This window comes from Candidatus Omnitrophota bacterium (assembly GCA_030688425.1).
GTDB lineage: Bacteria > Omnitrophota > Gorgyraeia > Zapsychrales > JANLHA01 > JAUYIB01.
Map to the genome: position 1 here is coordinate 435,136 of JAUYIB010000012.1, position 20,259 is coordinate 455,394.

The following is a 20,259-nucleotide window of genomic DNA, read 5'->3' on the forward strand; positions in this document are numbered from 1 at the left end:
TCCTCTCTTGTTTGCGCTTCTTGATATCGCAGATATTATATCTCTTAATCGGCTGAAGGAGAATCATTTATCTGAGAACTTTCCCGCCTTTCCTGCTCAGATTGTTCCAGGGACTCGAGATGCTGGATGGCCCGGATCGTCCAGGGCAGGGTTATCCACACCAGCGCGGTTAAGATCACGCACACCGAGAACCAGATGCTCAGGATGTCCCAGAACGCCTCTTTCCCCTCTTTGTTTTTGCACAGGTCCAGATAGGCGCTGCGCCTCCCCTGCCAGAATTTCTCCGCCCCTTCCTTGTAATACCGCTCCTCGGTCTGGGTGATCCGGCCGTTGAGGATGTCGGTGACAATGGCAAAGTATTCCCGGTTGTATTCGCATTCGTTCGTTTCATGGCCGATCAGCCCGGGCTTGGGCACGTATTTGCATTTGCACTTTTCGCAGTAGCCGGAATGGCGGAACCAAAAGATGACCGAATCCGCGATGTTGTAGAGCACCCACGGCAGGGACAGGAACGACACGGCGGACAACGGCTGGATCAGTATCCGGGGATACCCTTTGCCGAGCTTGAATTCATTGCGGCTGAAGAAATACATGAAACGGAACGTCCGGGTGCGGAAATAACTGCCGATGATATATTCACTGCGGCTGCGCCATGTCCGGCCCTTGTCCTTGACCAATTTGCTGATGAGCTCGGCGCCGGAGCTGATCGCCCCAAGGGCAGCGCCGGCCGTGGCCTCTGACACCGTGATCAGCAGGGCGTCGCAATAAATGCAGTGGGTCCTGTCGTTGAATTGGAAGACGACATCGCAACGGATGCATTTCTTCACGGCTTGGCCTCTTGCGGCTGATGTTACTTCTTGATCCCCAGGCCGAGATACACCAGGGGCCTGAGGATGCTCCACCATCCCAGGATGGGACGCATTTTCGTGTAGCCGAGCTTGCGTGGGGGATAGATCTTGGTGACAGGCACTTCGCGGAAACGGTACCCGAGCGTGATGGCCTTGAAAAGGATATACGGCTCAAGCTCATAGGCGTCCAGCCAGTCCTGGTCGATGTTGACCCGCGCGTCGCGAAAGACCGCCGTGCGCATGGCCCGGAACCCGTTGGTGCTGTCCGTGACCCGGCGGCGCGCGACCAGCGACATCAGAAACGGATGCAGCCGGGTGGCCAGTTTCCGGTAATACGGCATGTCCCCGCCGACCCGGTTCCCGCCGATGTACCTCGACCCCTGGACGATGTCACAGTTCTCGTCGAGGATCGGGGCGAGCAGGGCCGGGATCTCATCGGGATTGTCTTTGTCGTTGCCCGCCATGATCACGAGCACGTCGTACCCCGACGACAGGGCGTGCTTGACCGCCGTGCGGATGGCGGCCCCCACCCCGCTTCGCCGGCCGTGTCGGATCGTGCCCACCCCGCGGTCCGCGAACGAGCGGATCATCTCGGTCGTCCCGTCGGTCGAGCAGTCGTCCACGATCAGGTAATCCGCCCGGCCGCGGGCCGGGCTTTTCAGGAAACGCTCGATGGCGCTCCTCAACTTGACGTTTTCGTTATAGGCCACGGGACAAACAAGGACTTTAGGCATGGGGGATACCGAAGAGATCTCGATTTTTCATCTTTGAAACGGCAACCGTCACACTACGTTTTTAAAACAACGGCTTCACCCTGGCGGACATAACGGTTGTGGCAGTGGGGGCATTCCAGGGTTTCGCTCAGCTTGCGTCCGCAATGGCACGCGTATCCCTTCAGCCGCGCGGGGTTCCCCACCACGATCGCGTGCGAAGGAACGTCCCGGGTGACCACGCTGCCGGCTCCGACAAAGGCGTATTCCCCGATCGTGATCCCGCAGAGGATGGTCGCGTTGCTGCCGATGCTGGCGCCCTTTTTTACGAGCGTCGTTTCCAGGACCCATTTGTCCTTGCGGTTGCTGCGGGGGTAACGGTCATTGATGAAGGCGGTGTTGGCCCCGCAGAACACGTCATCTTCGAGGGTGATCCCTTCGAAGACGTGCACGCGGTTCTTGAGCGTGACATTATCGCCGATCACAGACCCTTTCTCGATGAAGCACCCGTCGCAGATGTTGCATCCCCGGCCGATGACCGCCCCGTCCTGGACGTTCACGAACGCCCAGACGCGGGTCTCGTCCCCGATCTTGGCTTTCGGGCTGACCAGGGCTTTTTCGTGCTGGAAAAATTTCATGGAGCAGGTCCTCGGTTTTAAAAACCTTCAGCGGATATCCACCGGCGCGCCGTTCTGCTCGATGGATTTCTGGGCCGCGCACAGTGTCATGACCACGTCGTGGCCTTTCTGGGCGTCCGAGAGCAGGGGCGGCTGGTTCTTTTCGATGCACTGGATAAAATACTGGGCCTGGGCCTTCAACGGCTCGCCGAGCTCGATGTTCGGAATCGTGATGCTCCCCACGCGGGACAACAGCTGGAACTCCCCGTAGGTTTCGTAAAACGTCGCCGTTTTTTCGACGTGCTTGTCGAAAAGCTTGATCGGCCCGGCGTTGTCCAGGTCGTCCCACACCACCATTTTCTTGTTGCCGACGATCGTGATCTGCCGGACCTTCTTGGGGTCCAGCCAGCTCACGTGGATATTGGCCAGGATCTTGGGGGGGTATTCCATGGACACAAAGGCCAGGTCCTCCTGGGACGTGCCCAGGCATTTTTGCCCGCGGGCCGAGACGTTCACGGGCGCGGCGTCGAACAGATAATTGAAAATGGAAATGTCGTGCGGGGCCAGGTCCCACAGGGCGTTGACGTCATAGCGGAAAGGCCCGAGGTTGGTGCGCTCGGAATGGGCGTACTGGATCTCTCCGAGCTCCCCGGACTGGATATATTCTTTCAGCCATTTGATCCCGGGGTTGAACAAAAAGATGTGCCCCACCATCAGCCACCGGTTCCGGCGCTCCGCCACGGCCTTGAGCTCGCGGCATTCCTCCGGCGTGAGGGCCAGCGGTTTTTCGCAAAGCACGTGCTTGTCGTGCTCGAGAGCCTCTTTGGTGATCTTGAAATGCGTGTTGGTCGGGGTCGCGACACAGACCGCCTGGATATCCGGGTTCGTGAGGATCTCCCGGTAGTCCGGGGTGGCCGCGATCTGGGGGTAAAGCGCCTTGATCGACTTCAGCCGGCCGGCGTCCAGATCGGCGCAGGCGGCGACCCGGGAGTTGGCGGTCTGATTGAAGATGCGGATATGATTGGGGCCCCAATGCCCGGCCCCGATGACACCGATGGTAACCAAGAGACGGCGCTCCTTTCTTCGCTGATGGGCTAAACGACAATCATTATACTTGTGAAAAAGTGAATAAAAAAGCATTTATTGCGTTTCGGTTTCCGCTGTCCCCGGGGTCCGGTCCCCGCGGGGCCCGGGAAAATTCCGCGATGGGATTGGCATTGCCATTTTCCTTGGTGTAAAATGCTTATCATTCCGGGCATTCCGAAAAACATGACAAAACGCCAACTCCCCCCATTCCGTTTCCCGCAGGCCGCGCAGGCCGTGTTCATCCTGGCGGCCCTGGCTGCGACCCTGGTCAATGCCGCGCAGCTCATCGCGGAGACGGTCCGGACACACCGCCAGCGGGCCATCGCCCCTTATCCCCTGCCGGGGAACAAATTCCTCGGCCTGAACGACTTCATCCCCGGGGCCTCCCGCATCGGCTATTACACGGACAAAAACCTGGACATCAATGAACACGCCATGCAGTTTTCCCAGGCCCAGTATGTCTTGGCGCCGATCATCCTGGATTTGAACAACACCGGCCACAAATTCGTCATCTTCGACTGTTCGTCGGAAGATGTGGCCATGGTGCGGATCAGGGAATTCCAGCTCGTTCCCTTCAAGCGCAACCCGTTCGGGATCATCCTGGCCGTGAATCCCGCGGCGTCCGGCGGGCGGCAAAAGGTAAAAATCCCGTTATTTTAGAGAAGCCCCATGACTGACCTTTTGATCATTTTTCCTGTTTTTTTGTCCTTCCTCACAGGTTATGGACTGATCGGGGTTTTCTTCCGGTCAGAAAATCTTTCTGTCGGCCTGCGCGCGGTCCTGGGCCTGGGCCTCGGCCTGGGCGTCAGCGGGCATCTTGTTTTTTACACCCTGGTCTTCGGCGGGAAATTTTCCGCGGCAGTCGTCATCGCCGCTCACATCCTGCTTCTATCGGCGCTGGCGAAAAAACATCTGTCCGGGACCAAAGCCCGGGGACAACCCATGGTCCCGCTGTTCCGCGTGGACACATCGCAGGCCCTGGCCGGCCTGATGTTGTTGCTCCTGCTGATCACGGCCTGCGTTTATGCCTCGCATTTTCCCTGGGGCGGGTGGGACGCCTGGTCCATATGGAACTTCAAGGCCCGGTTCATTTTTCTGGGCGGCGACCGCTGGCAGAACATGCTGGATCCGGTGCTGTGGCGGTCCAGTCCGCACTATCCTCTCCTGCTCCCGCTGATCAACGCCTGGGCCTGGAGTTGTCTTCCGGCGCCGTCCGCAACCGGACCTCTGGCCGTGTCCCTGATCTTCCTCGGGCTGACCGCGGGGCTGTTATCCGCGGGCCTGCTTCGGCTGACCGGCGATTCCAGGACCGCGCTGGCCCCGGGACTGATCATCTCTCTGCCGTTTTTCGTCAAACTGACCATCGGGCAGTACAGCGACATCACGCTGGGATTTTACCTGCTGGCCGGGGTGATCGTTTTTCTGGCATCGGAAAAAACCCGTGACGACCGGCTGTTGTTCCTGGCGGGAGTCTTCTGGGGATTCCTTAGCTTCACCAAACCGGAAGGCACGGTCGCGGCGTTCCTGCTGGTCCTGTGCGGCCTGGCCTCGCTGATGAGCTCGGGCGCGGGGAAAGGAAGACGGGCCCGGGCCCTGCTGGCCGGCGCGGGGCTGGCCTTCCTGCCGACTGTCCTCTTTCAATTTTTCTACTCGCCCGGCAATCAGACCTACGTCAACGGATTGCTCGACGGACACGGCGGCCTGGCCACCGGCCGTCTGCGTTGGGCCGCGGCCTTCCTCTGGGTGGAATTGACCAGCGGAAAATGGAACGGGCTGTGGATCATTCTGCTGGCGGGGTTGGTCTTGAGCGGCGGACGCTGCCTGCGCAAAGACGTGTTGTTCATCCCTGTTTTTCTCGTCCTTTACCTAACCGTCGTCCTGGCCTATTATCAGGTCAACGCCTACTTCGAGATCAAATGGTGGCTGCAAGTCACCCTGCACCGCGTGCTGTATTCGCTCCTGCCGCTGATCATTTTCTGGGTTTTTTATTCGCTGTGGGGGGAGAGGATAGAGGATAGAGGATAGAGGATAGAAGATGGAGGATGGAGGATGGAGGATGGAGGATGGAGGATGGAGGATGGAGGATGGATTTCAGCAATAAAGTCCATCCTTCATTTCCTATCTTCTATCTTCACTTCATTACGGTCTTTCGATCTTGAGGACTTTGTACTTCAATTCTCCGGCGGGAACGTTGACAACGACATCGTCACCCGCCTGGCGGCCCATCAGGGCCTTGCCGATCGGGGAGAAAACGGAGATCTTGTTTTCTTCGTAGTTGGCTTCTTCGGACGACACCATGGTGTATTTCACGTCTTCACCCGTGCCGGCGTCCTTGATGGTGACGATCGCGCCGATGTAGACCTTGTCGGTGGGGATCTTTTCGTTTTCGATGAGCCGGACATTGGCGAGCTTCAATTCCAGATCCGCGATCCTGGCCTCGTTGTGCGCCTGGGCGTCCTTGGCGGCGTCGTATTCCGCGTTCTCGGAAATATCCCCCTGGGCCCGGGCCTCGCCAATCGCCTTGGCGATGCGGCGCCGTTCCGTCGTCTTCAGATTCTCCAGGTCGGCCCGCAATTTCTCAAAACCGGCCCTCGTCAAATAAACTTCCTGTCCCATACATCCTCCTCAATGAGCGCATGAGTTCTGGAGTCCGGAGGTGCCGGACGACATAACTCATCTGCGCGAATCCATTCAACTCCGCTCTGGATGGTTTGTCCCAGAGAGGACAAACCACCGTAGGCCCCGCCGGTTGCTTCGTCCGAAATCGAGAATCGATTTCGGCGCCTGAAGCAGGCGGGGCCGTTCCGCAAAATTCAAATCAATTCTAACATATCCCCCCGCCCCCTGACAAAGGGCTTCCTGAAAATTTTCATCAGGCCCTATTCCGGGGACATCCCGCCCAGTTTTCCCTCCAAGGACCGGATCATGGACAGATTGTTTTCCTTTTGCGCGCATTCCAGCGCCTTCCGGTAGCTCTGTTCCGCGCCGGATAGGTCCCCCTGCTTGAGCAGGAGATTGGCCAGGTTGAAATGGGCTCCGGCCCAGCACGGACTGAACGTGACCGCCGCCTGATACTCCTGCAGAGCCAGATCGTCCAGGCCCTCCATCGCGTAGATGTTCCCCAGATTGTTGCGCGCGACGGCCAACGAGGGCCGACGCCGGATCGCCTGCAAATACGCGTTCTTCGCGTCGTCATAAAGGCCGGCGCTCATGTAAAGACTTCCCAGGTTCTCATAACTGTGCGGGTAGCTGGGGTCAACGCGGATCGCGTGCTCAAAATAGAACTTAGCCAGGTCCAGGTCCCGGCGGGCGAGACAGATCCGCCCCAGCCCGTTGATCGCCGGGGCGAAACGGGGATTGACGGCCAGGGCTTTATGAAAAGAGTCCCACGCGGCCCTGGGGTCCTCCTGCCCCTGCTCCCAGAGGAGGAATCCCAGGTTGTAATGCGCCTCATAAAATCGGGGATCGGCGGCCACGGCGCGTTCCAGCAGGGCTTTCCCCTCTTCGCGCCTTCCGGTTTCAGCGTAAATGTTCCCCAGATTGTTCAGCGCCTCGGGAAACGCGGGGTCCAGATCAAGGGCCTTTTCATATTCCTTCACGGCCGCGGCCAGATTGCCCTTCGCGACATAGTAATTCCCCAGATTGTTCCTGATCCGCGCCTTGTTGGGAGACCGCCGCGCCATGTCCAGATAAAAATTCAATTCGTCGTGCCAGAAAAAATTCCTCTGATAGGTCAACGTCCCCAGCACGGCGGCCAGGAGATAAATGACCAGCAGGAACCGGGCCGGCGTCCGGACCGCAAGCCATATCCCGTAGGCCGCCATCACGGCAAATCCGGCCATCGGGAGATACAGCCGGTGTTCGAAGATCACATCGCTGATCGGGAACACGCTCGACTCCAAGCTGAGCGTGACCAGGCACCAAAAAATGCCGAACGAGAAAAGCCGGTGCCGCGGGAAAACGCGGACAGCCCAGACAACGAGGAGCGCCAGGGCGGCGAAAGACAGCCAGGTCGGGAAATCCCAGAAGCCCCGGCTGATGGGAAAATCATAATCCAGCTGCTGGCCGGAGGGAAAAAACAACAGCCGGATATACAGGATCAGGACGTTGAATTGCGTGAATAAATATTCGGCCCGCGAGTAGTCTTCCGTTTCCCGCGTCACCTGGGACAGGTAGGCCACGTCCAGGATCCTGTATTTCCAAAGCATCAGGAGCAACGGGACCCCGCAGGCCAGGATCAAAAATGGCACCAGCCGCGCCGCGAGGACCCGTCCTCCTTTCCACCGGAGGAAAAAGATCTCCCACAGGAGAAGCGCGAAGGGCAGGCTGATGATGATCGGTTTCGTGAACAACCCGGCGAAGAAAACCAGGATCGCGGCCGCGTAATAACGCCAGCGCCGGAGATCGCTCCCCAGAAAATACAAGAGGATCGTCAAAAGATAACAAAAACTGGCCATGAGCGTCGAGCGCTGGGAAATATACGTCACGGCCTGGGTCTGGATCGGATGGCAAAGGAACAAAACAGCGGCCCCGAAGGCCAGCCACCGGCCCGGGAGGGCCCCCAGGGACTGCCGCAGGGAAGCGCGCCCCCAGGTGACGACCAGCAAGGCATACAGGAGCATCGCGTTGAGCGCGTGCAGGACAATATTGACGGCATGGTAGCCCCGGACATTCAGTTCCCCAAAATGAAAATTCAGCGCGAAACTCAAGTGCGTGAGGAACCGGGACGGGTCATAAACCCAGAGCCCACGGAGGGAGGAAAGGTCCCGGATGGCGGGATTGTTGACGACCGTGTAAATGTCGTCGAAAATGAACGGGACGCCGAAGGCGTTGCGGTAGATCAACGCCCCCAAAAGGGCCAGGTGCAGAATGACCAGCCAGTGAAAGGCCATGGAATGTCCTTTGCTTCCGGGAGACTACAGGGGAAGAGCGTCCAGCTTCTGCTGAATGGCTCCGGCTTTTTCCGCGTCGCCCCGGTCCCGGTACAATTGGATCGCGGACCGGATGACCCGCCGGGACTCTTCCACCTCGCCCATCTCAACCAGGACGTTCGCCAGATGCAGAAAGCTCTTGGGCTCGGCAGGGTTGGTGCGGACAGCCCTCGCGTAAAATTCTTTGGCCTTGTGAAAATCCTGGAAGTAATAATAAATATGCCCAAGGTTATTCATGGCATCGACAAACCCGGGCTGCAGCCGCAGGGCCTCGTTGTAATTGTTCAGGGCGTCATAAAAATTGCCGAGAGCGTAATTGATGTTGCCGAGGTTATAGTACCCCCGGGCGTTCTCGGGGTTCAGCCAGACAGCCGCCTCCATTTCCACTTTGGCAAGCTCCAGTCTCCCGGTGTCCGCATAAATGTTGCCCAGCCCCATGCGGACATTGGGATCATTGGAATTCAGCGCTTTCGCTTTTTCATAGAATTGCTGGGCCGGCCCCCATTGCCCCTGCTCCCGGAAGAGCCGCGCCATGTTCAGGTAGGGGATATACGCGTCCGGTTTGAGCCGGATGATCCGGTCCAGGACCACCCGGGCTTCCGGAAATTTCCTCATGTCCAGATAGATCAGGGCCAGGTTGTTGTAAGCGGAATAATACTCGGGATCCATGGACACGGCCTTCAAAAATGACCGCTCCGCTTCCGGATACATGCCCCGCTTCAGATACGCCAGCCCCAGATTATTATGGGTCCGGACCTTTTCCGGAGATTTGTCCGTGACATCCGTCAGAAGGGCGATCGGATCGCTCCAGAGAGCGCTCCGCTGGACCGTCAGGACGCCGAAACAAGCGACCCAGGCCGTCAGGACGGCAACGGCCCATGTCCGGCTGCGGATCGTCTTGACCACGGCACAGGAAACGGCCAGTCCGAACCCGAAACAGGACAGATAAAGCCAGTGTTCAAAAAAGAAATCCTCGATCGGCGCGAAGCCTGGGTACCCGCCCAGCGAAACAAAAAACCACAACACGGCAAACGTCAGCCACCGGTGGGAAGTCCGGACCCGGAACGCCAGGAACAGGGCCGCCCCGATCGCGGCAAAGGACAAAGGCGTGGGAAAATCCCAGAAATGCCGCGCCGCCGGGATATCATGGTCCAGGTTCAATCCCGCCGGCCAAAGCAGAAGCCGCCAGCCCAGGAGAAAAACATTTCCCTGTGTCCAGAAACGGCTTTGAAAATCCGTGTGGACCAGGCCGGCGACAAAGTCGATCGCCCAGGCCGAGCGGCCCAGGAACGGGACGGCGAGCATCAGGACGCACAACGCCGAGAACGTCACCCGGATCTTCCAGTCCCCCCTCTTTTGCAGCCCCCAAAAACACAAATGATAAACAAGGACAGCCAACGGAAGCGTTATGAACGACGGCCTTGTGATGATCCCCAGCACAGCCGCCAGGAACGATTTGAAATAATCCTGGCTGTTGTCCGTCAGCCGGCCGCGGGTGAACAAATAAAGGCTCAAGAGAGTCCATGTCCCGCTCAGCAGGGTCGAACGCTGGACAAGATAGATCACGGACTGAGTCTGCAAGGGATGCAGAAGAAAGATCAGGGAGGTGAACAGGGCGACACGGGAACCGTCGGCCGGGCTGAACCGTTCTTTCAGCAGGGGCGCGCGCATGGTCAAGGCCGTCAGCCGGTAAACCAGGACGGCGTTCACGATGTGTACCAGAAGACTGACGACATGCCAGGAAAACAGCCGGAACTGGGCGGCCGCGAAATTCAGCGCGAATGTCAGGTTTGACAGGAAACGGGCGGGGTCATAGTCCCACAGGTAGCCGAGATTGAGATGCTTGATGACAGGATTGTCCGCGATGCGGACGTAATCGTCGAACTGAAAATCGGCAGACATCCCGCCGCGGTAGGCCAGCCAGCCCAGAAGAGCGATCAGGCACGCGGCCAATGGCCCTTCCCACGCCTTGAGCCGCGGGTTTTTCAGGATAGAGGATAATTTTTTCAACGTCATCTTTCGGGAACGATGCGACAGGCCCCATCCCCGGGGGGATGAGGCCTGGAATGCACGCGAACGGGACATCGATGTAACGTTGTTACATGTTCTCGACGGCCTTCATCATGAGGGGGATGATCTCTTTGGCTTCGCGCTGGGTCATGCGGCCGAGCTTGGCGAAGCGCCACTGATCGTCCGGCCCCAGGTTCTCGCGGGTCAGCTGGATCTTTTTTTCTCCGCCGTTGTAGGAATAAATCCCGACGGTTATGCGCGACTCGTCAAATTCCCTGACTTCCTTGAATGTCTCCGTGTCCAACGACTTGTCGTAAGGCATACTTCCTCCTGGTGATTAGTGATTAACTAAACCGAAAATCGCAGATTGAAGGGAGAAAATGGAAAACCATTTCCCAGTCACCAACGTCAATCCCCCATCCCCGACTTTCCATCCTCCATGTTCCATCCTCTATCTTCGATTCTTCCTTTCACATCCCCGGCATGACCGAGGCCATCTTCTGGGCGGCCGCCTGCTGGGACTTTTTGACAGCGGCGTTGAGGCTCCGCAAAAGATCCGCCTCAAAACGCTGTTTGTTCTGCGGATCCAGCAGCCCCTCGTCAACCGAGACGGAACGGAAATCCTGGGCCCCGCTGATCACGATGCGGATCCCCCGGACCTCGTTCACGTCCACGGTCACGGCCTCAAGCTCTTTCTTGATCTTCTCGGCCTGCTGTTTCATTTCCATAAGTTGTTTGATTTTATCAAGCATGAAAGCCCTTTCCTTTCAAGGATTGCACTCTGACCTCTTATACCCCAAATCCCCCGCCATTTCAAGCGCGGGCTGAGAATTCTAATCCCGCTTCACGGGATTTTCGCATATCATACTGCATAGCTTCAAAACCGGACGGAAAGATCCAGCAGGGTCTGCACCAGAAACCGGTCCAGGAACATGATCAACAGGAACGCCAGCAAGGGGGAAAAATCGATCCCGCCCAGGTACGGCATCCTCCGGCGGATGGGTTCCAGTACCGGGTCCGTGGCCCGGTACAAAAATTGCACGATTGGATTGAACGGGTCCGGGCTGACCCAGCTGATCAGGGCCCGGATCAGGATGAGCCAGGAAAACGCCGTCAGCACCAGATGGACGAGCTGGGCCAGGGCGCCGAAAAGATTACCGATGATGAACACAACAAACCTCCCTTGCGCAAACGGTTATCGACGCTGTGGGACCTGCGCCTGCGGCGCCGGTTCAAAGGCCTTTTCTTGATCATAATTCAAGGCCCGGATGGGATACGGGATCACGATGCCCTCCTCCGCATACCTCTTGTGGAGCCGCTTAATGAACTCATGTTTGATCAGGTAATTATCGACAAACTCCTTGCCCCGGAGGATCACGGAAAAATTGATGCTGTAAGCGTCAAACGTATGGAAACGGATGAACGGCTCGAAATCCGGGACCCCGCCCTGCACTTCTTTCATGGTCTGCCGCCCCACCTCGATGGTGACTTTCTCAACATGCTCGAGGTTGGACTGATAATGGACTCCCACCTGCACCAGGACCGCAAGATCGATCGAAGGGTAATAATAATTCAGAATGCGGGTATTCACCAGCAGCTTGTTCGGCAGCACGATCATGTTATTCGGCAAAAGCCTGATCCACGAAGACCACCAGCCGATCTTGTGGACATACCCTTCTTCTCCTGAGTCGAGCTTGATGAAATGGCCGACCTGGACGGGCTTGTCAATGATCAGCTGGAGACCGGCGAAGAAATTCTCCAAAGTCGGCTGAAGGGCCAAGGCCACGGCCAACGACCCGATCCCCAGGGAGGCGAGCACAGGGGTGATGGAGACGCCGAAACTGTCCAGCAGCACCAGCCCTCCCAGCCCCAGGACAATGATCCGGATGACGCCCTGGGTCACCTCGGGCGACATCTTGATGACCTCAATCTTGTTGGAATATTCCTTAACAAGACCGTTGATGAACCGGTCCACGAACATGATGACGGAAATAATGATGACCAGCTTATAAGTGATAATGAAATAGCCGGTCAGATCCTTTTGCTCCATGGCCGGCAGCATGCGTTCGACCACAAAGCCGCCGCTCGCCAGAATCCAGAGGGTCAGGGGAAAGTCCGCGGCATGGATGAACAAATCATCCAAATGGGTTTTGGTCCTGGCCGTAACGCGTTTCAAGAACACAAACACGACGCGTTTCGCAAACGTCAGGACACTGACCCACAGGAAATAGGCCAACGGGATGGCCAGCCATATCGTCACAGGAAGCCCGAAAAATCCGAAATGATCCATTGCCTTCCTCCTCTCTCACGAACACATGGACTCACGCGCGCACGGGCACATGAAAAACCGGTTCTTGTGCTCTTGTGTCCTTGCGTACGTGCGCTCCTTTTAAAAAACTTTAAAAAGTGTTCCGTCGATGATCTTCTGTTCAAGCCGGTTCAGGATGCGCTTGGTGGTCCAGGAAATATTGCGCATGTCCACGGTGATGGTCTCAACGGTTTGGGACGTCTGCTGCAGGGCCTCGGCGGCCTTGGCGAACGTCACGGCCATGTTTTCCATGTCGATGGGGTCCTCGCCGATGACCGGAACGGACAGGTCTTCACGCATCGACCCGGGAGACACCGAGATCTCGATGATCTTTTCGCCCAGCACGCCTTCGGTCACGATGGCCACGCGCGCGCTCTGGCGCAAAGGTCTTTCAAATTTTTTGAAAAGGCTCATGCCGACCCGGACCGTCCTCCCCTCCACGGGAGGTTCAAGAAAATCGATGGACGAGACCGTCCCGACCGTGACCCCGGATAACCGGACCGGAGCGCCGGTCCCCAGCCCGCCGACATGATGAAACAAGGCCGTCATCGGGAACTTGGGTTCGGTGAAGCCCCTCTCCAGCCCGATCACAAAAACCACGGCGACAACGGAAGAGACGCAGGCCATAAAAAAAATCCCGGCGGCCAGTTTCTTGAAAAAATCCTTGTTCCCCATCATGCCCTCCTTGCCTGCCGTCAGGCAGGCTCAAGCCGAACTGCAGCTCAAAAATTCTCCGATAAACGGGTCCCGCGAAGCCATCAGGTCCCGCGGCTGGCCCTGCGCCACGACCTCCCCGTCCCTGATCAGGACCACGCGGTCCGCGATGCGGAAGGCGTTGGGGATGTCGTGGGACGTGACCACCGTCGTGCAACACAATTTCCGGGCGATGTCCCGGATCAGGTCGGTGATGTCCCGGCTCATGATCGGGTCCAGGCCGGACGTCGGCTCATCGCAGAGAAGGATCCTGGAATCCAGGACGATCGACCGCGCCAGGGCCGCCCGCTTCTTCATCCCTCCGCTCAATTCCTCCGGGTATTTCGCCGCCGCCTCTTCCAGCCCGACCATCTCCAGGGTCTTGGCCACTTTGGCGCCGATATCGCCTTTCGAAAGCGCGGTGTGCTCTTCCAGGGGGAACGCGACGTTCTCCGCCACCGTCATAAAATCGTACAAGGCCCCTTCCTGAAAAAGGTATCCGATGTTCCTGCGGACGGCCAAAAGGTCTTTCTCCGCCAGGCGGGTGATGTCGCGGCCCCCCACCTCGACCGTGCCGCGGTCGGGCCTGAAAATCCCGATCAAATGCTGAAGCAGGACGCTCTTGCTGGACCCGCTCTGTCCGACGATCACCACGATCTCGCCCTCTTGGACGTCCAGGCCGATGTCCTTGAGAACGTCCTGTTCGCCGAAGGATTTGCACAACCCTCTGACTTTGATCATCGCGCCGGACCTCACGGTTTTCTCAAAAAGATCCTGAACTTGTTCCGGTCGAGTTTCGTGTACAACCGGTCGAACGGGCGGACATCGATCTTCGCCGCGAAGAACTGGGCCCCCTGGTACTCGCCCAGCAGCTGGACCTCCGAGTCCAGCAGGACATCCGCTTCATCCTGGGGATGCCACAGCTCGTCCTCGAACGGCAGTGGGTTGCCGTTCCTGACCCACGCCGCTTCCTGGACGGGGACATTGTACGTCGACAAATTCCCGACGTTCCCGCTGGACGCGCAGCCGGCGAGGAATAGCCCCAAGAACATCATGAGCACTGTTGTCTTCAAATCATCCTCCTTGAGATGGCAGAAATGAAAGGGGAAGATTGAGGATAGAAAATGGAAAAACCCTTCGCCACGATGCCCTCTCGTCTGCACTTTCGATTCTCTATTTTCCATCTTCTCCCCTCCATCTTCCATCCCCCCATACCATCAGCCCCAGAACGTCAAAATCAATTTTGTCAGCACGGTGTTGAAAATCACGACGAGCATGTACGATAACGCCACGGCCTTGGTCGTGAACCGGCCCACGCCCAGGGACCCGCCTTTCGTGCGGAACCCCTGGTAACAGCAGACCCAGCCCACCAGCAGGGCGAAAAAACACGTCTTGATATACCCGCTGAAAAAATCCACGTAGGCGATGCACTTCAGCGTCTGGCGGATGTAATACGCGCTGGGAATGTCGGCCTGGGTCACGCCCACAAAATATCCGCCCAGGATCCCGACGAATTCTGACAGCACCACCAGCCCCGGCAACACCAGGAGGCACGCGACCATGCGCGGGACGACGAGGAATTCCATCGGGTCGACCCCCATGATCCGGGTCGCGGTGATCTGGTCCTTGACGTTCATCGTGCCCAGTTCGGCCGCCATCCGGGCGCCGGCCTTGCCGGAAAAGATGAACGCGCTGAACACCGGGCTCAACTCCCGGACCAGGGACAGGGCCACCAGCTGGGCCACGTACTCCTTGGCGCCGAACCGGTTGAGCATCACATATCCCTGCAGGGCGAGGACCGCGCCGGAGGCGAACGACGCCATGGCCACGATTATCACCGACTGGATCCCCTGCTCGTAGATCTGCCTTAAAACCTCGCCCCACCGGACGCGGCCGCGGAGGACGAGCGCGGTCACCTCACCGAGAAAGAACAACGCCTCGCCCAAACTCGCGAGATAGCCGGCCGTCCGGTCCCAGGCCCAACGCAGGGTCCTTGTCATCACGCGCCCTTCCTCTTCTTCAGCCAAATATCTTTCATCTCGGACGTGATCCGGGATTCCTCGGTCTTGGAGATCGGCTGGCCGCCCTGCGGGGCCGCGCCCGCCGGCTTCATCCTCGACAAAAATTCCGCGACCCCGACCACCCTGGCCCCCAGACTGCGGACGTAATATTGCACGTCCCTGTCGTCCGTCACCACGACACAGGACCGCTTGTTGCCGCTCTCGTCCACGATCCGCTTGATCCGGTCGTCCGCCGATTCCCCGGAGGAAAAGACTACGGCCACTTCGCCGCCGCGAACGTTTCCGACGATCCCCGGCTGACCGTCAAAAACGACCGTGACCCGGTTGTTCACGCTGCCCTGCGGCCGGTGCGTCTCGACCAGACGGACCAGCCCTTCCCTCGCGTCTTCCAGCTTGGCCGAGACCAGGGCCGGAACCTTGTGGATCACGTTGTAACCGTCCAGCAAATAATGCAGGGCCATGCGGTCAACCCGCCGCCGGGACAGGCGGCTTCAAATCCTTCTCCTGCGGGGCCTTGGTCAGCAGGAACACCAGCCCGCCGGCAAGCCCCACCACGACCATGAAAAACATGCTGCTGATCAAAGAAATGCTCACGGCGACTCCTGCCTCCACGCCGACCTTTCCCAGCAAAAAAACCGCCGCCGCCTCGCGCGTCCCCAGTCCTGCGACGGACGGGATCGAGGCCGAAACGCAGATGATCGGAACAAAGATCAGGTAATACACGAACCCCACATCCTGTCCCAGGGCCCGGCCCGTCAGAAACCAGATCACCGCGAGGATGACCTGGACCACACATGACATCCCCACGGCCTTATAGATGGCGTCTTTCCGGTCCTTGAGGAGAACCACATCATAGTGCAGGGCCATCACCTTCTTACGGATGTTCGGAAAGGGAGAAAAAACGCTGCAGCACAGGGAATACAACCTCTCATTGAACAGCACGGACAGCATGACCAGCGAGATCCCGGCCAATACGACCAACGGCATGGCCAGGGAAAGATTTTTCAGGAGCTTGTACCCGAGGACAAAGGAAACGGAAGAAACAACGACGATCCCCCCGAACCCGCTCATCCGGTCCAGGAGGACCGAGGCCACGACCTTGGCCTTCTGGTCGGTGTAGCGGCACAGCCCGAAGATCTTGATCACGTCCCCGCCGATGGCGCTGGGCAGGAAGAGATTGCCGAACAGCCCGATGAGGAAATACCGCGCCACCGCCGAAAACGGCACGGCGAGCCGAAAGGCGCGGACAAAAATGTTCCACCGCACCAGGATCAGATAATTCACAAAAAGAAAGATCAGCCCGGCCCAGGCGATGTCCGCCAGGTCCGAAGAGCGCAGGATCTGGGTGGTTTTATCAACGTCGATCTGGCGGGAAAGCCAGTACAGGAGAGCTCCGCTGACGCCGAACCGGAGCAATGCCGAAACGATATCTTTGCGCTTTGTGCTGGAATCCATCCGTGGATCCTTTCTCAAACCCGAGTGACCTTACCTTTCCAACCTCGTATGACCTTCTCAACCTCGCAGGTTGAAGAGGGCTTCAACCTGCGAGGTTGAATTTCAAACCCGGCTCAGGGCTTCCAGGCAACCCTTGTATCCCTCTTCCGCGATGTAGGAACTGCGCACCAATGGCCCGCTCATCACGTGCTTGAATCCCAGATCCATCCCGGCGCGGCGCAGATCCTCGAATTCTTCAGGGGCCACAAACCGCTCGACCTTCAGGTGGCGCTTCATCTGTGTGGGCGCGAGATACTGGCCGATCGTCAGGATGTCGCATCCGGTGGCCCGCAGATCGTGCATGGTCTCCACCACTTCTTCGCGGCTTTCCCCCAGGCCGAGCATGATGCTGGATTTCGTGAAGATATCGGATGACAAAACTTTGAGATGCTTAAGGACGGACAGCGAGCTGTCGTAACCGGCCTGCGGCCGGATCAGCGGTGAGAGCCGGCGCACGGTCTCGATGTTGTGACTGATGACTTCGGGACGAGTGTCCGCGACTTTTTGCAAAAGTTCCGTCCTGCCGGAAAAATCCGGGATGAGGACCTCGATCTTGGTCTGCGGCATCAGGGCGCGGATCTCACGGATGGTCTCGGCAAAATGCCCGGCGCCTTCGTCCTTCAGGTCGTCCCGCGCCACCGATGTGACAACGACATACCGCAGGCCCAGCTCCTTGACGGCCAGCGCGACGTTGCGGGGCTCTTCGCCGTCCGCCGGTTCCGGGCGCCCGGCCCGCACGGCGCAAAAACGGCAGGCGCGGGTGCAGACGTCCCCGAGGATCATGAACGTCGCGACACCCGATCCCCAGCACTTGCCCATGTTCGGGCAATGCGCGCTCTCACAGACCGTGTGCAGACGTCCGCCGCGGAACAAATTCTTCATGTCCCCGATCTTGACAACGTCCGGGATCTGCTGGCGGAACCACGGAGGAAGGCGTTGAGGCCCGCGGGCTGAAGCCCGCGGGGCGAAATCCCGAGTGCCCACGCCGACTTCGTCCTGCCTCCTGCCTGCCGCGGCAGGACGAGCGGAGGCATCGAGGGAAGGGACAGGGGTCACCTGGGACGGAGCGGTCGTTTCCATACTTAAGACTTTCTTAAAATTTCCCGGAGCTGCCGGCGGATCTTGAGCTTGTCCTTGAGCCCGGCGTAATCAATGATGAGCTTGCCGTGCAGATGGTCCGTTTCATGCTGAAGGACCCGGGCCAACATCTCGTTGAACTCGCGTTCGACCGTGCGGTTGTTCTCATCCACATACTGCAGGACAATTTTGACGGGACGGCGGACATTGACGACCACGCCGGGGATGCTCAGGCACCCTTCCTCCAAAACGGAGGAACCGGATTTCTTGACGATCCTGGGGTTGATGACGGCGACGGGGCCGTCGCCGGCGTCCGCGACCAGGATCTGCTGGTTGATCCCGATCTGCGGCGCGGCCAGGCCGATGCCTTTGTGCTCGTACATGGTGGCGAGCATCGAGCGGATGAGCAGGCGCTCGCTCGGGCCGACCTCGTCGACGGGCCTGCACTTCTCCCTCAAGCAAGGGTCACCGTAAATGCGGATTTTCAGAGTGGCGACGGTCATCGGTTTGGGGGTATGGACGGACAACTATCAACGGGCCGCGGGGCTCAGGTCCGGACCCGGTTCTTTTCATCCAGGTAAACGACCTTGGTCTTGCAGGTCTTGGCTTCTTTCGGATCAACAAGGGCGTAACTCAAAATGATGACCTTGTCGCCGATCACGCCGCAGCGCGCGGCCGGGCCGTTCAGGCAGATCTGGCCCGAGCCGGCCTTGCCGGCGATGGCATAGGTCTCGATCCGCGAGCCGTTGTTGAGGTTGAGCACCTCCACCTTTTCGCCCGGGACGATGTCCACGGCTTTCAGGATGGCCTCATCGACCGTGATGCTGCCTTCGTAATAGAGCTCGGCCTCGGTGATGTGCGCGTGGCCGATCTTGGATTTGCAAAAATGGATCAACATCGGGTTGCCGCCTTGTCGTTACGGGATTACAGGTTCGGCTTCAGTTTCGACACCAGCATCTCTTTGGGCATCGCGCCGACCATCTGGTCGACGACCTCGCCGTTCTTGAACACCAGCAGGGTCGGGATAGACATGACCTGGTACTTGGCGGCGAGCTCCTGGGCCTCGTCCACGTTCACCTTGCCGACCTTGAGCTGGCCGTCCAGGTCTTTGGCGATCTCTTCCACGATCGGGGCGACCATCCGGCAGGGGCCACACCATTCGGCCCAGAAGTCCACCAGCACCGGTGTAGACGATTTTAGCACTTCCTGGTCAAAATTTTTCTCCGTCAAGTGAAGAACAGACATGATAATCCTCCTTTAAAAATTAAAGTTTATTATATCTTTGATTTATTGATTGGGCAAATACTATTCTCTGCGCGGTTCCCCGGGGATAGAAAGTTCGTTAAACCCTGCGGCGCAGGGGGATAAAAGCCCAGAAGGGCGGTCAGGGCCTGATGATCCACCAGAACACGAGGGCCGCAAAGATGCGGTACACGCCAAACAGAATAAAATTGTTACGCTGGATATAATACAACAGGAATTTGATACTGAAAATCGCCACGGCAAAGGACGCGGCGAACCCGGTCGCCAGGAAGGCCGCCTGGTCGGCGGAAAACGCTGAGGCGTTCTTCAAGAGATCCAGCGCGGTCGCCGCCAGCATGGTGGGAACCGCCAGAAGGAATGAAAATTCAACAATGGTCTTCCGCCTCACCCCCAGCAGGAGGCCGCCGATGATCGTGGCCGCGGACCGGGACACGCCGGGGACCATGGCCAGGGCCTGGAACAGCCCGATCAGCGCGGCGGTGCCGTAGGGGATCTTGCGGATGTCGCCTTCAGCCCCGGGCGGCTCCTTGTGAAATTTCTCAAAAACGATCAAAAATATCCCGCCCAGGAACAAAGACCACAGGACGACGGGAGCGCTGTCCATGAGGACGTTTTTGATGAGCTTGTAAAAAATAAGCCCCGCCACCGCTGTGGGAATAAACGCCGCGGCCACCCGCATCAGCACTTTTCTGTCCACCAGAAGGGACCGTCCGTAAAGGACCACCACCGCCAGGATCGCGCCCAGCTGGATGGTAATATCGAAACTTTTCAGAAAGTCCGTCGGCTCATGACCCAGAAGCCGGTTGGCCAGAAGCAGGTGCCCGGTGGAGGACACAGGAAGAAACTCCGTGATCCCTTCCACAATCCCCAAAATGACCGCGTCCCAAAGATTCATCCCAATCCCTTTTGCATCCTTCCCGTTTGACTTGCGTCTTGTCTCTTGCGTCTTGCGTCTTCATCCGTCTTCGCCGGAGACCCCGGGCTTTGCCCGGAGAGGAAGGCGAAAAATGGGGTCTCTGGCTACGCCGGATTCCGCCGGAAGCTCTGCGAAGACGGATGAACCCGGCGCCAGTCTTCGTCAAAGTGCTTACGCCTTTGACTTCGCCCGGTCCGGCGAAGCTAAACACGAAAGTATTTAGCGAAGACGGAAAGCCAAAGACGAAAGTACTTTGGCGGAGACGGGTCATACAAAGGTACCACG

General features: G+C 58.4%; 24 protein-coding genes. 2 read left to right on the forward strand and 22 right to left on the reverse strand.

Annotation, left to right across the window (positions count from 1 at the left end; all coding sequences use genetic code 11):
- Positions 1 to 44: 44 nt before the first annotated feature.
- From Q8Q08_03160 to Q8Q08_03175, 4 genes are read right to left on the reverse strand one after another with little or no spacing between them, the layout of a single operon-like run.
- Positions 45 to 827, reverse strand: coding sequence for a hypothetical protein (locus Q8Q08_03160; GenBank protein ID MDP2653011.1), 783 nt, complete (start codon positions 825 to 827; stop codon positions 45 to 47).
- A gap of 23 nt (positions 828 to 850) precedes the next feature.
- Positions 851 to 1,582 carry a glycosyltransferase family 2 protein gene (locus tag Q8Q08_03165; GenBank protein MDP2653012.1) on the reverse strand — a complete coding sequence of 244 codons (732 nt, stop codon included), beginning with the start codon at positions 1,580 to 1,582 and terminating at the stop codon, positions 851 to 853.
- Positions 1,583 to 1,635: 53 nt separating this feature from the next.
- Positions 1,636 to 2,196: an acyltransferase gene (locus Q8Q08_03170; protein MDP2653013.1), complete on the reverse strand. Its 561-nt coding sequence runs from the start codon at positions 2,194 to 2,196 to the stop codon at positions 1,636 to 1,638.
- A 27-nt stretch (positions 2,197 to 2,223) separates the two neighbouring features.
- Positions 2,224 to 3,240 (reverse strand): Gfo/Idh/MocA family oxidoreductase, encoded by a 1,017-nt coding sequence (locus tag Q8Q08_03175; GenBank protein ID MDP2653014.1) that lies wholly within the window; start codon positions 3,238 to 3,240, stop codon positions 2,224 to 2,226.
- Between the two features lie 204 nt (positions 3,241 to 3,444).
- Here Q8Q08_03175 and Q8Q08_03180 point away from each other — a divergent pair, with 204 nt between their 5' ends.
- The gene (locus Q8Q08_03180) at positions 3,445 to 3,921 is read left to right on the forward strand and encodes a hypothetical protein (GenBank protein MDP2653015.1); all 477 of its coding nucleotides are present in this window, start codon (positions 3,445 to 3,447) and stop codon (positions 3,919 to 3,921) included.
- Positions 3,922 to 3,930: 9 nt separating this feature from the next.
- Positions 3,931 to 5,286 carry a hypothetical protein gene (locus Q8Q08_03185; protein ID MDP2653016.1) on the forward strand — a complete coding sequence of 452 codons (1,356 nt, stop codon included), beginning with the start codon at positions 3,931 to 3,933 and terminating at the stop codon, positions 5,284 to 5,286.
- 114 nt (positions 5,287 to 5,400) lie between these two features.
- On the opposite strand, the gene greA is transcribed toward Q8Q08_03185, so the two are convergent.
- The 18 genes from greA to Q8Q08_03275 all read right to left on the reverse strand — a co-directional run bounded on the left by greA (position 5,401) and on the right by Q8Q08_03275 (position 19,953).
- A complete protein-coding gene (greA, locus tag Q8Q08_03190; protein MDP2653017.1) occupies positions 5,401 to 5,877 on the reverse strand; it encodes a transcription elongation factor GreA in 477 nt (158 codons plus the stop codon).
- Positions 5,878 to 6,140: 263 nt separating this feature from the next.
- Positions 6,141 to 8,153, reverse strand: a complete 2,013-nt coding sequence (locus Q8Q08_03195) for a tetratricopeptide repeat protein (protein MDP2653018.1) — start codon at positions 8,151 to 8,153, stop codon at positions 6,141 to 6,143.
- Positions 8,154 to 8,177: 24 nt separating this feature from the next.
- Positions 8,178 to 10,202, reverse strand: a complete 2,025-nt coding sequence (locus Q8Q08_03200) for a tetratricopeptide repeat protein (protein ID MDP2653019.1) — start codon at positions 10,200 to 10,202, stop codon at positions 8,178 to 8,180.
- Between the two features lie 88 nt (positions 10,203 to 10,290).
- Complete coding sequence (locus tag Q8Q08_03205) at positions 10,291 to 10,524, reverse strand: hypothetical protein (protein MDP2653020.1); 234 nt, start codon at positions 10,522 to 10,524, stop codon at positions 10,291 to 10,293.
- A 148-nt stretch (positions 10,525 to 10,672) separates the two neighbouring features.
- Entirely contained in the window at positions 10,673 to 10,954 is a 282-nt protein-coding gene (locus tag Q8Q08_03210) for a YbaB/EbfC family nucleoid-associated protein (protein ID MDP2653021.1), read from the reverse strand.
- 125 nt (positions 10,955 to 11,079) lie between these two features.
- A complete protein-coding gene (locus tag Q8Q08_03215) occupies positions 11,080 to 11,373 on the reverse strand; it encodes a YggT family protein (GenBank protein ID MDP2653022.1) in 294 nt (97 codons plus the stop codon).
- 24 nt (positions 11,374 to 11,397) lie between these two features.
- Positions 11,398 to 12,492, reverse strand: coding sequence for a mechanosensitive ion channel family protein (locus Q8Q08_03220; protein ID MDP2653023.1), 1,095 nt, complete (start codon positions 12,490 to 12,492; stop codon positions 11,398 to 11,400).
- Positions 12,493 to 12,591: 99 nt separating this feature from the next.
- Positions 12,592 to 13,188, reverse strand: a complete 597-nt coding sequence (locus Q8Q08_03225) for an MCE family protein (GenBank protein MDP2653024.1) — start codon at positions 13,186 to 13,188, stop codon at positions 12,592 to 12,594.
- A gap of 27 nt (positions 13,189 to 13,215) precedes the next feature.
- Complete coding sequence (locus Q8Q08_03230; protein ID MDP2653025.1) at positions 13,216 to 13,944, reverse strand: ABC transporter ATP-binding protein; 729 nt, start codon at positions 13,942 to 13,944, stop codon at positions 13,216 to 13,218.
- Between the two features lie 11 nt (positions 13,945 to 13,955).
- Entirely contained in the window at positions 13,956 to 14,276 is a 321-nt protein-coding gene (locus tag Q8Q08_03235) for a hypothetical protein (GenBank protein MDP2653026.1), read from the reverse strand.
- Between the two features lie 144 nt (positions 14,277 to 14,420).
- Positions 14,421 to 15,203 (reverse strand): ABC transporter permease, encoded by a 783-nt coding sequence (locus tag Q8Q08_03240; protein ID MDP2653027.1) that lies wholly within the window; start codon positions 15,201 to 15,203, stop codon positions 14,421 to 14,423.
- Complete coding sequence (locus Q8Q08_03245) at positions 15,203 to 15,685, reverse strand: NYN domain-containing protein (protein MDP2653028.1); 483 nt, start codon at positions 15,683 to 15,685, stop codon at positions 15,203 to 15,205. Before Q8Q08_03245 ends, Q8Q08_03240 begins: the two co-directional genes overlap by 1 nt.
- A 4-nt stretch (positions 15,686 to 15,689) precedes the next feature.
- Positions 15,690 to 16,679: a lysylphosphatidylglycerol synthase transmembrane domain-containing protein gene (locus tag Q8Q08_03250; GenBank protein MDP2653029.1), complete on the reverse strand. Its 990-nt coding sequence runs from the start codon at positions 16,677 to 16,679 to the stop codon at positions 15,690 to 15,692.
- Positions 16,680 to 16,781: 102 nt separating this feature from the next.
- Positions 16,782 to 17,798: a lipoyl synthase gene (lipA, locus tag Q8Q08_03255; GenBank protein MDP2653030.1), complete on the reverse strand. Its 1,017-nt coding sequence runs from the start codon at positions 17,796 to 17,798 to the stop codon at positions 16,782 to 16,784.
- Positions 17,799 to 17,800: 2 nt separating this feature from the next.
- A complete protein-coding gene (gene def / locus Q8Q08_03260) occupies positions 17,801 to 18,298 on the reverse strand; it encodes a peptide deformylase (protein ID MDP2653031.1) in 498 nt (165 codons plus the stop codon).
- Between the two features lie 44 nt (positions 18,299 to 18,342).
- Positions 18,343 to 18,693 carry an aspartate 1-decarboxylase gene (locus Q8Q08_03265; protein ID MDP2653032.1) on the reverse strand — a complete coding sequence of 117 codons (351 nt, stop codon included), beginning with the start codon at positions 18,691 to 18,693 and terminating at the stop codon, positions 18,343 to 18,345.
- Between the two features lie 26 nt (positions 18,694 to 18,719).
- Entirely contained in the window at positions 18,720 to 19,040 is a 321-nt protein-coding gene (trxA, locus tag Q8Q08_03270; GenBank protein ID MDP2653033.1) for a thioredoxin, read from the reverse strand.
- Between the two features lie 139 nt (positions 19,041 to 19,179).
- Positions 19,180 to 19,953, reverse strand: a complete 774-nt coding sequence (locus tag Q8Q08_03275; GenBank protein MDP2653034.1) for an undecaprenyl-diphosphate phosphatase — start codon at positions 19,951 to 19,953, stop codon at positions 19,180 to 19,182.
- Between the last annotated feature and the right edge of the window lie 306 nt (positions 19,954 to 20,259).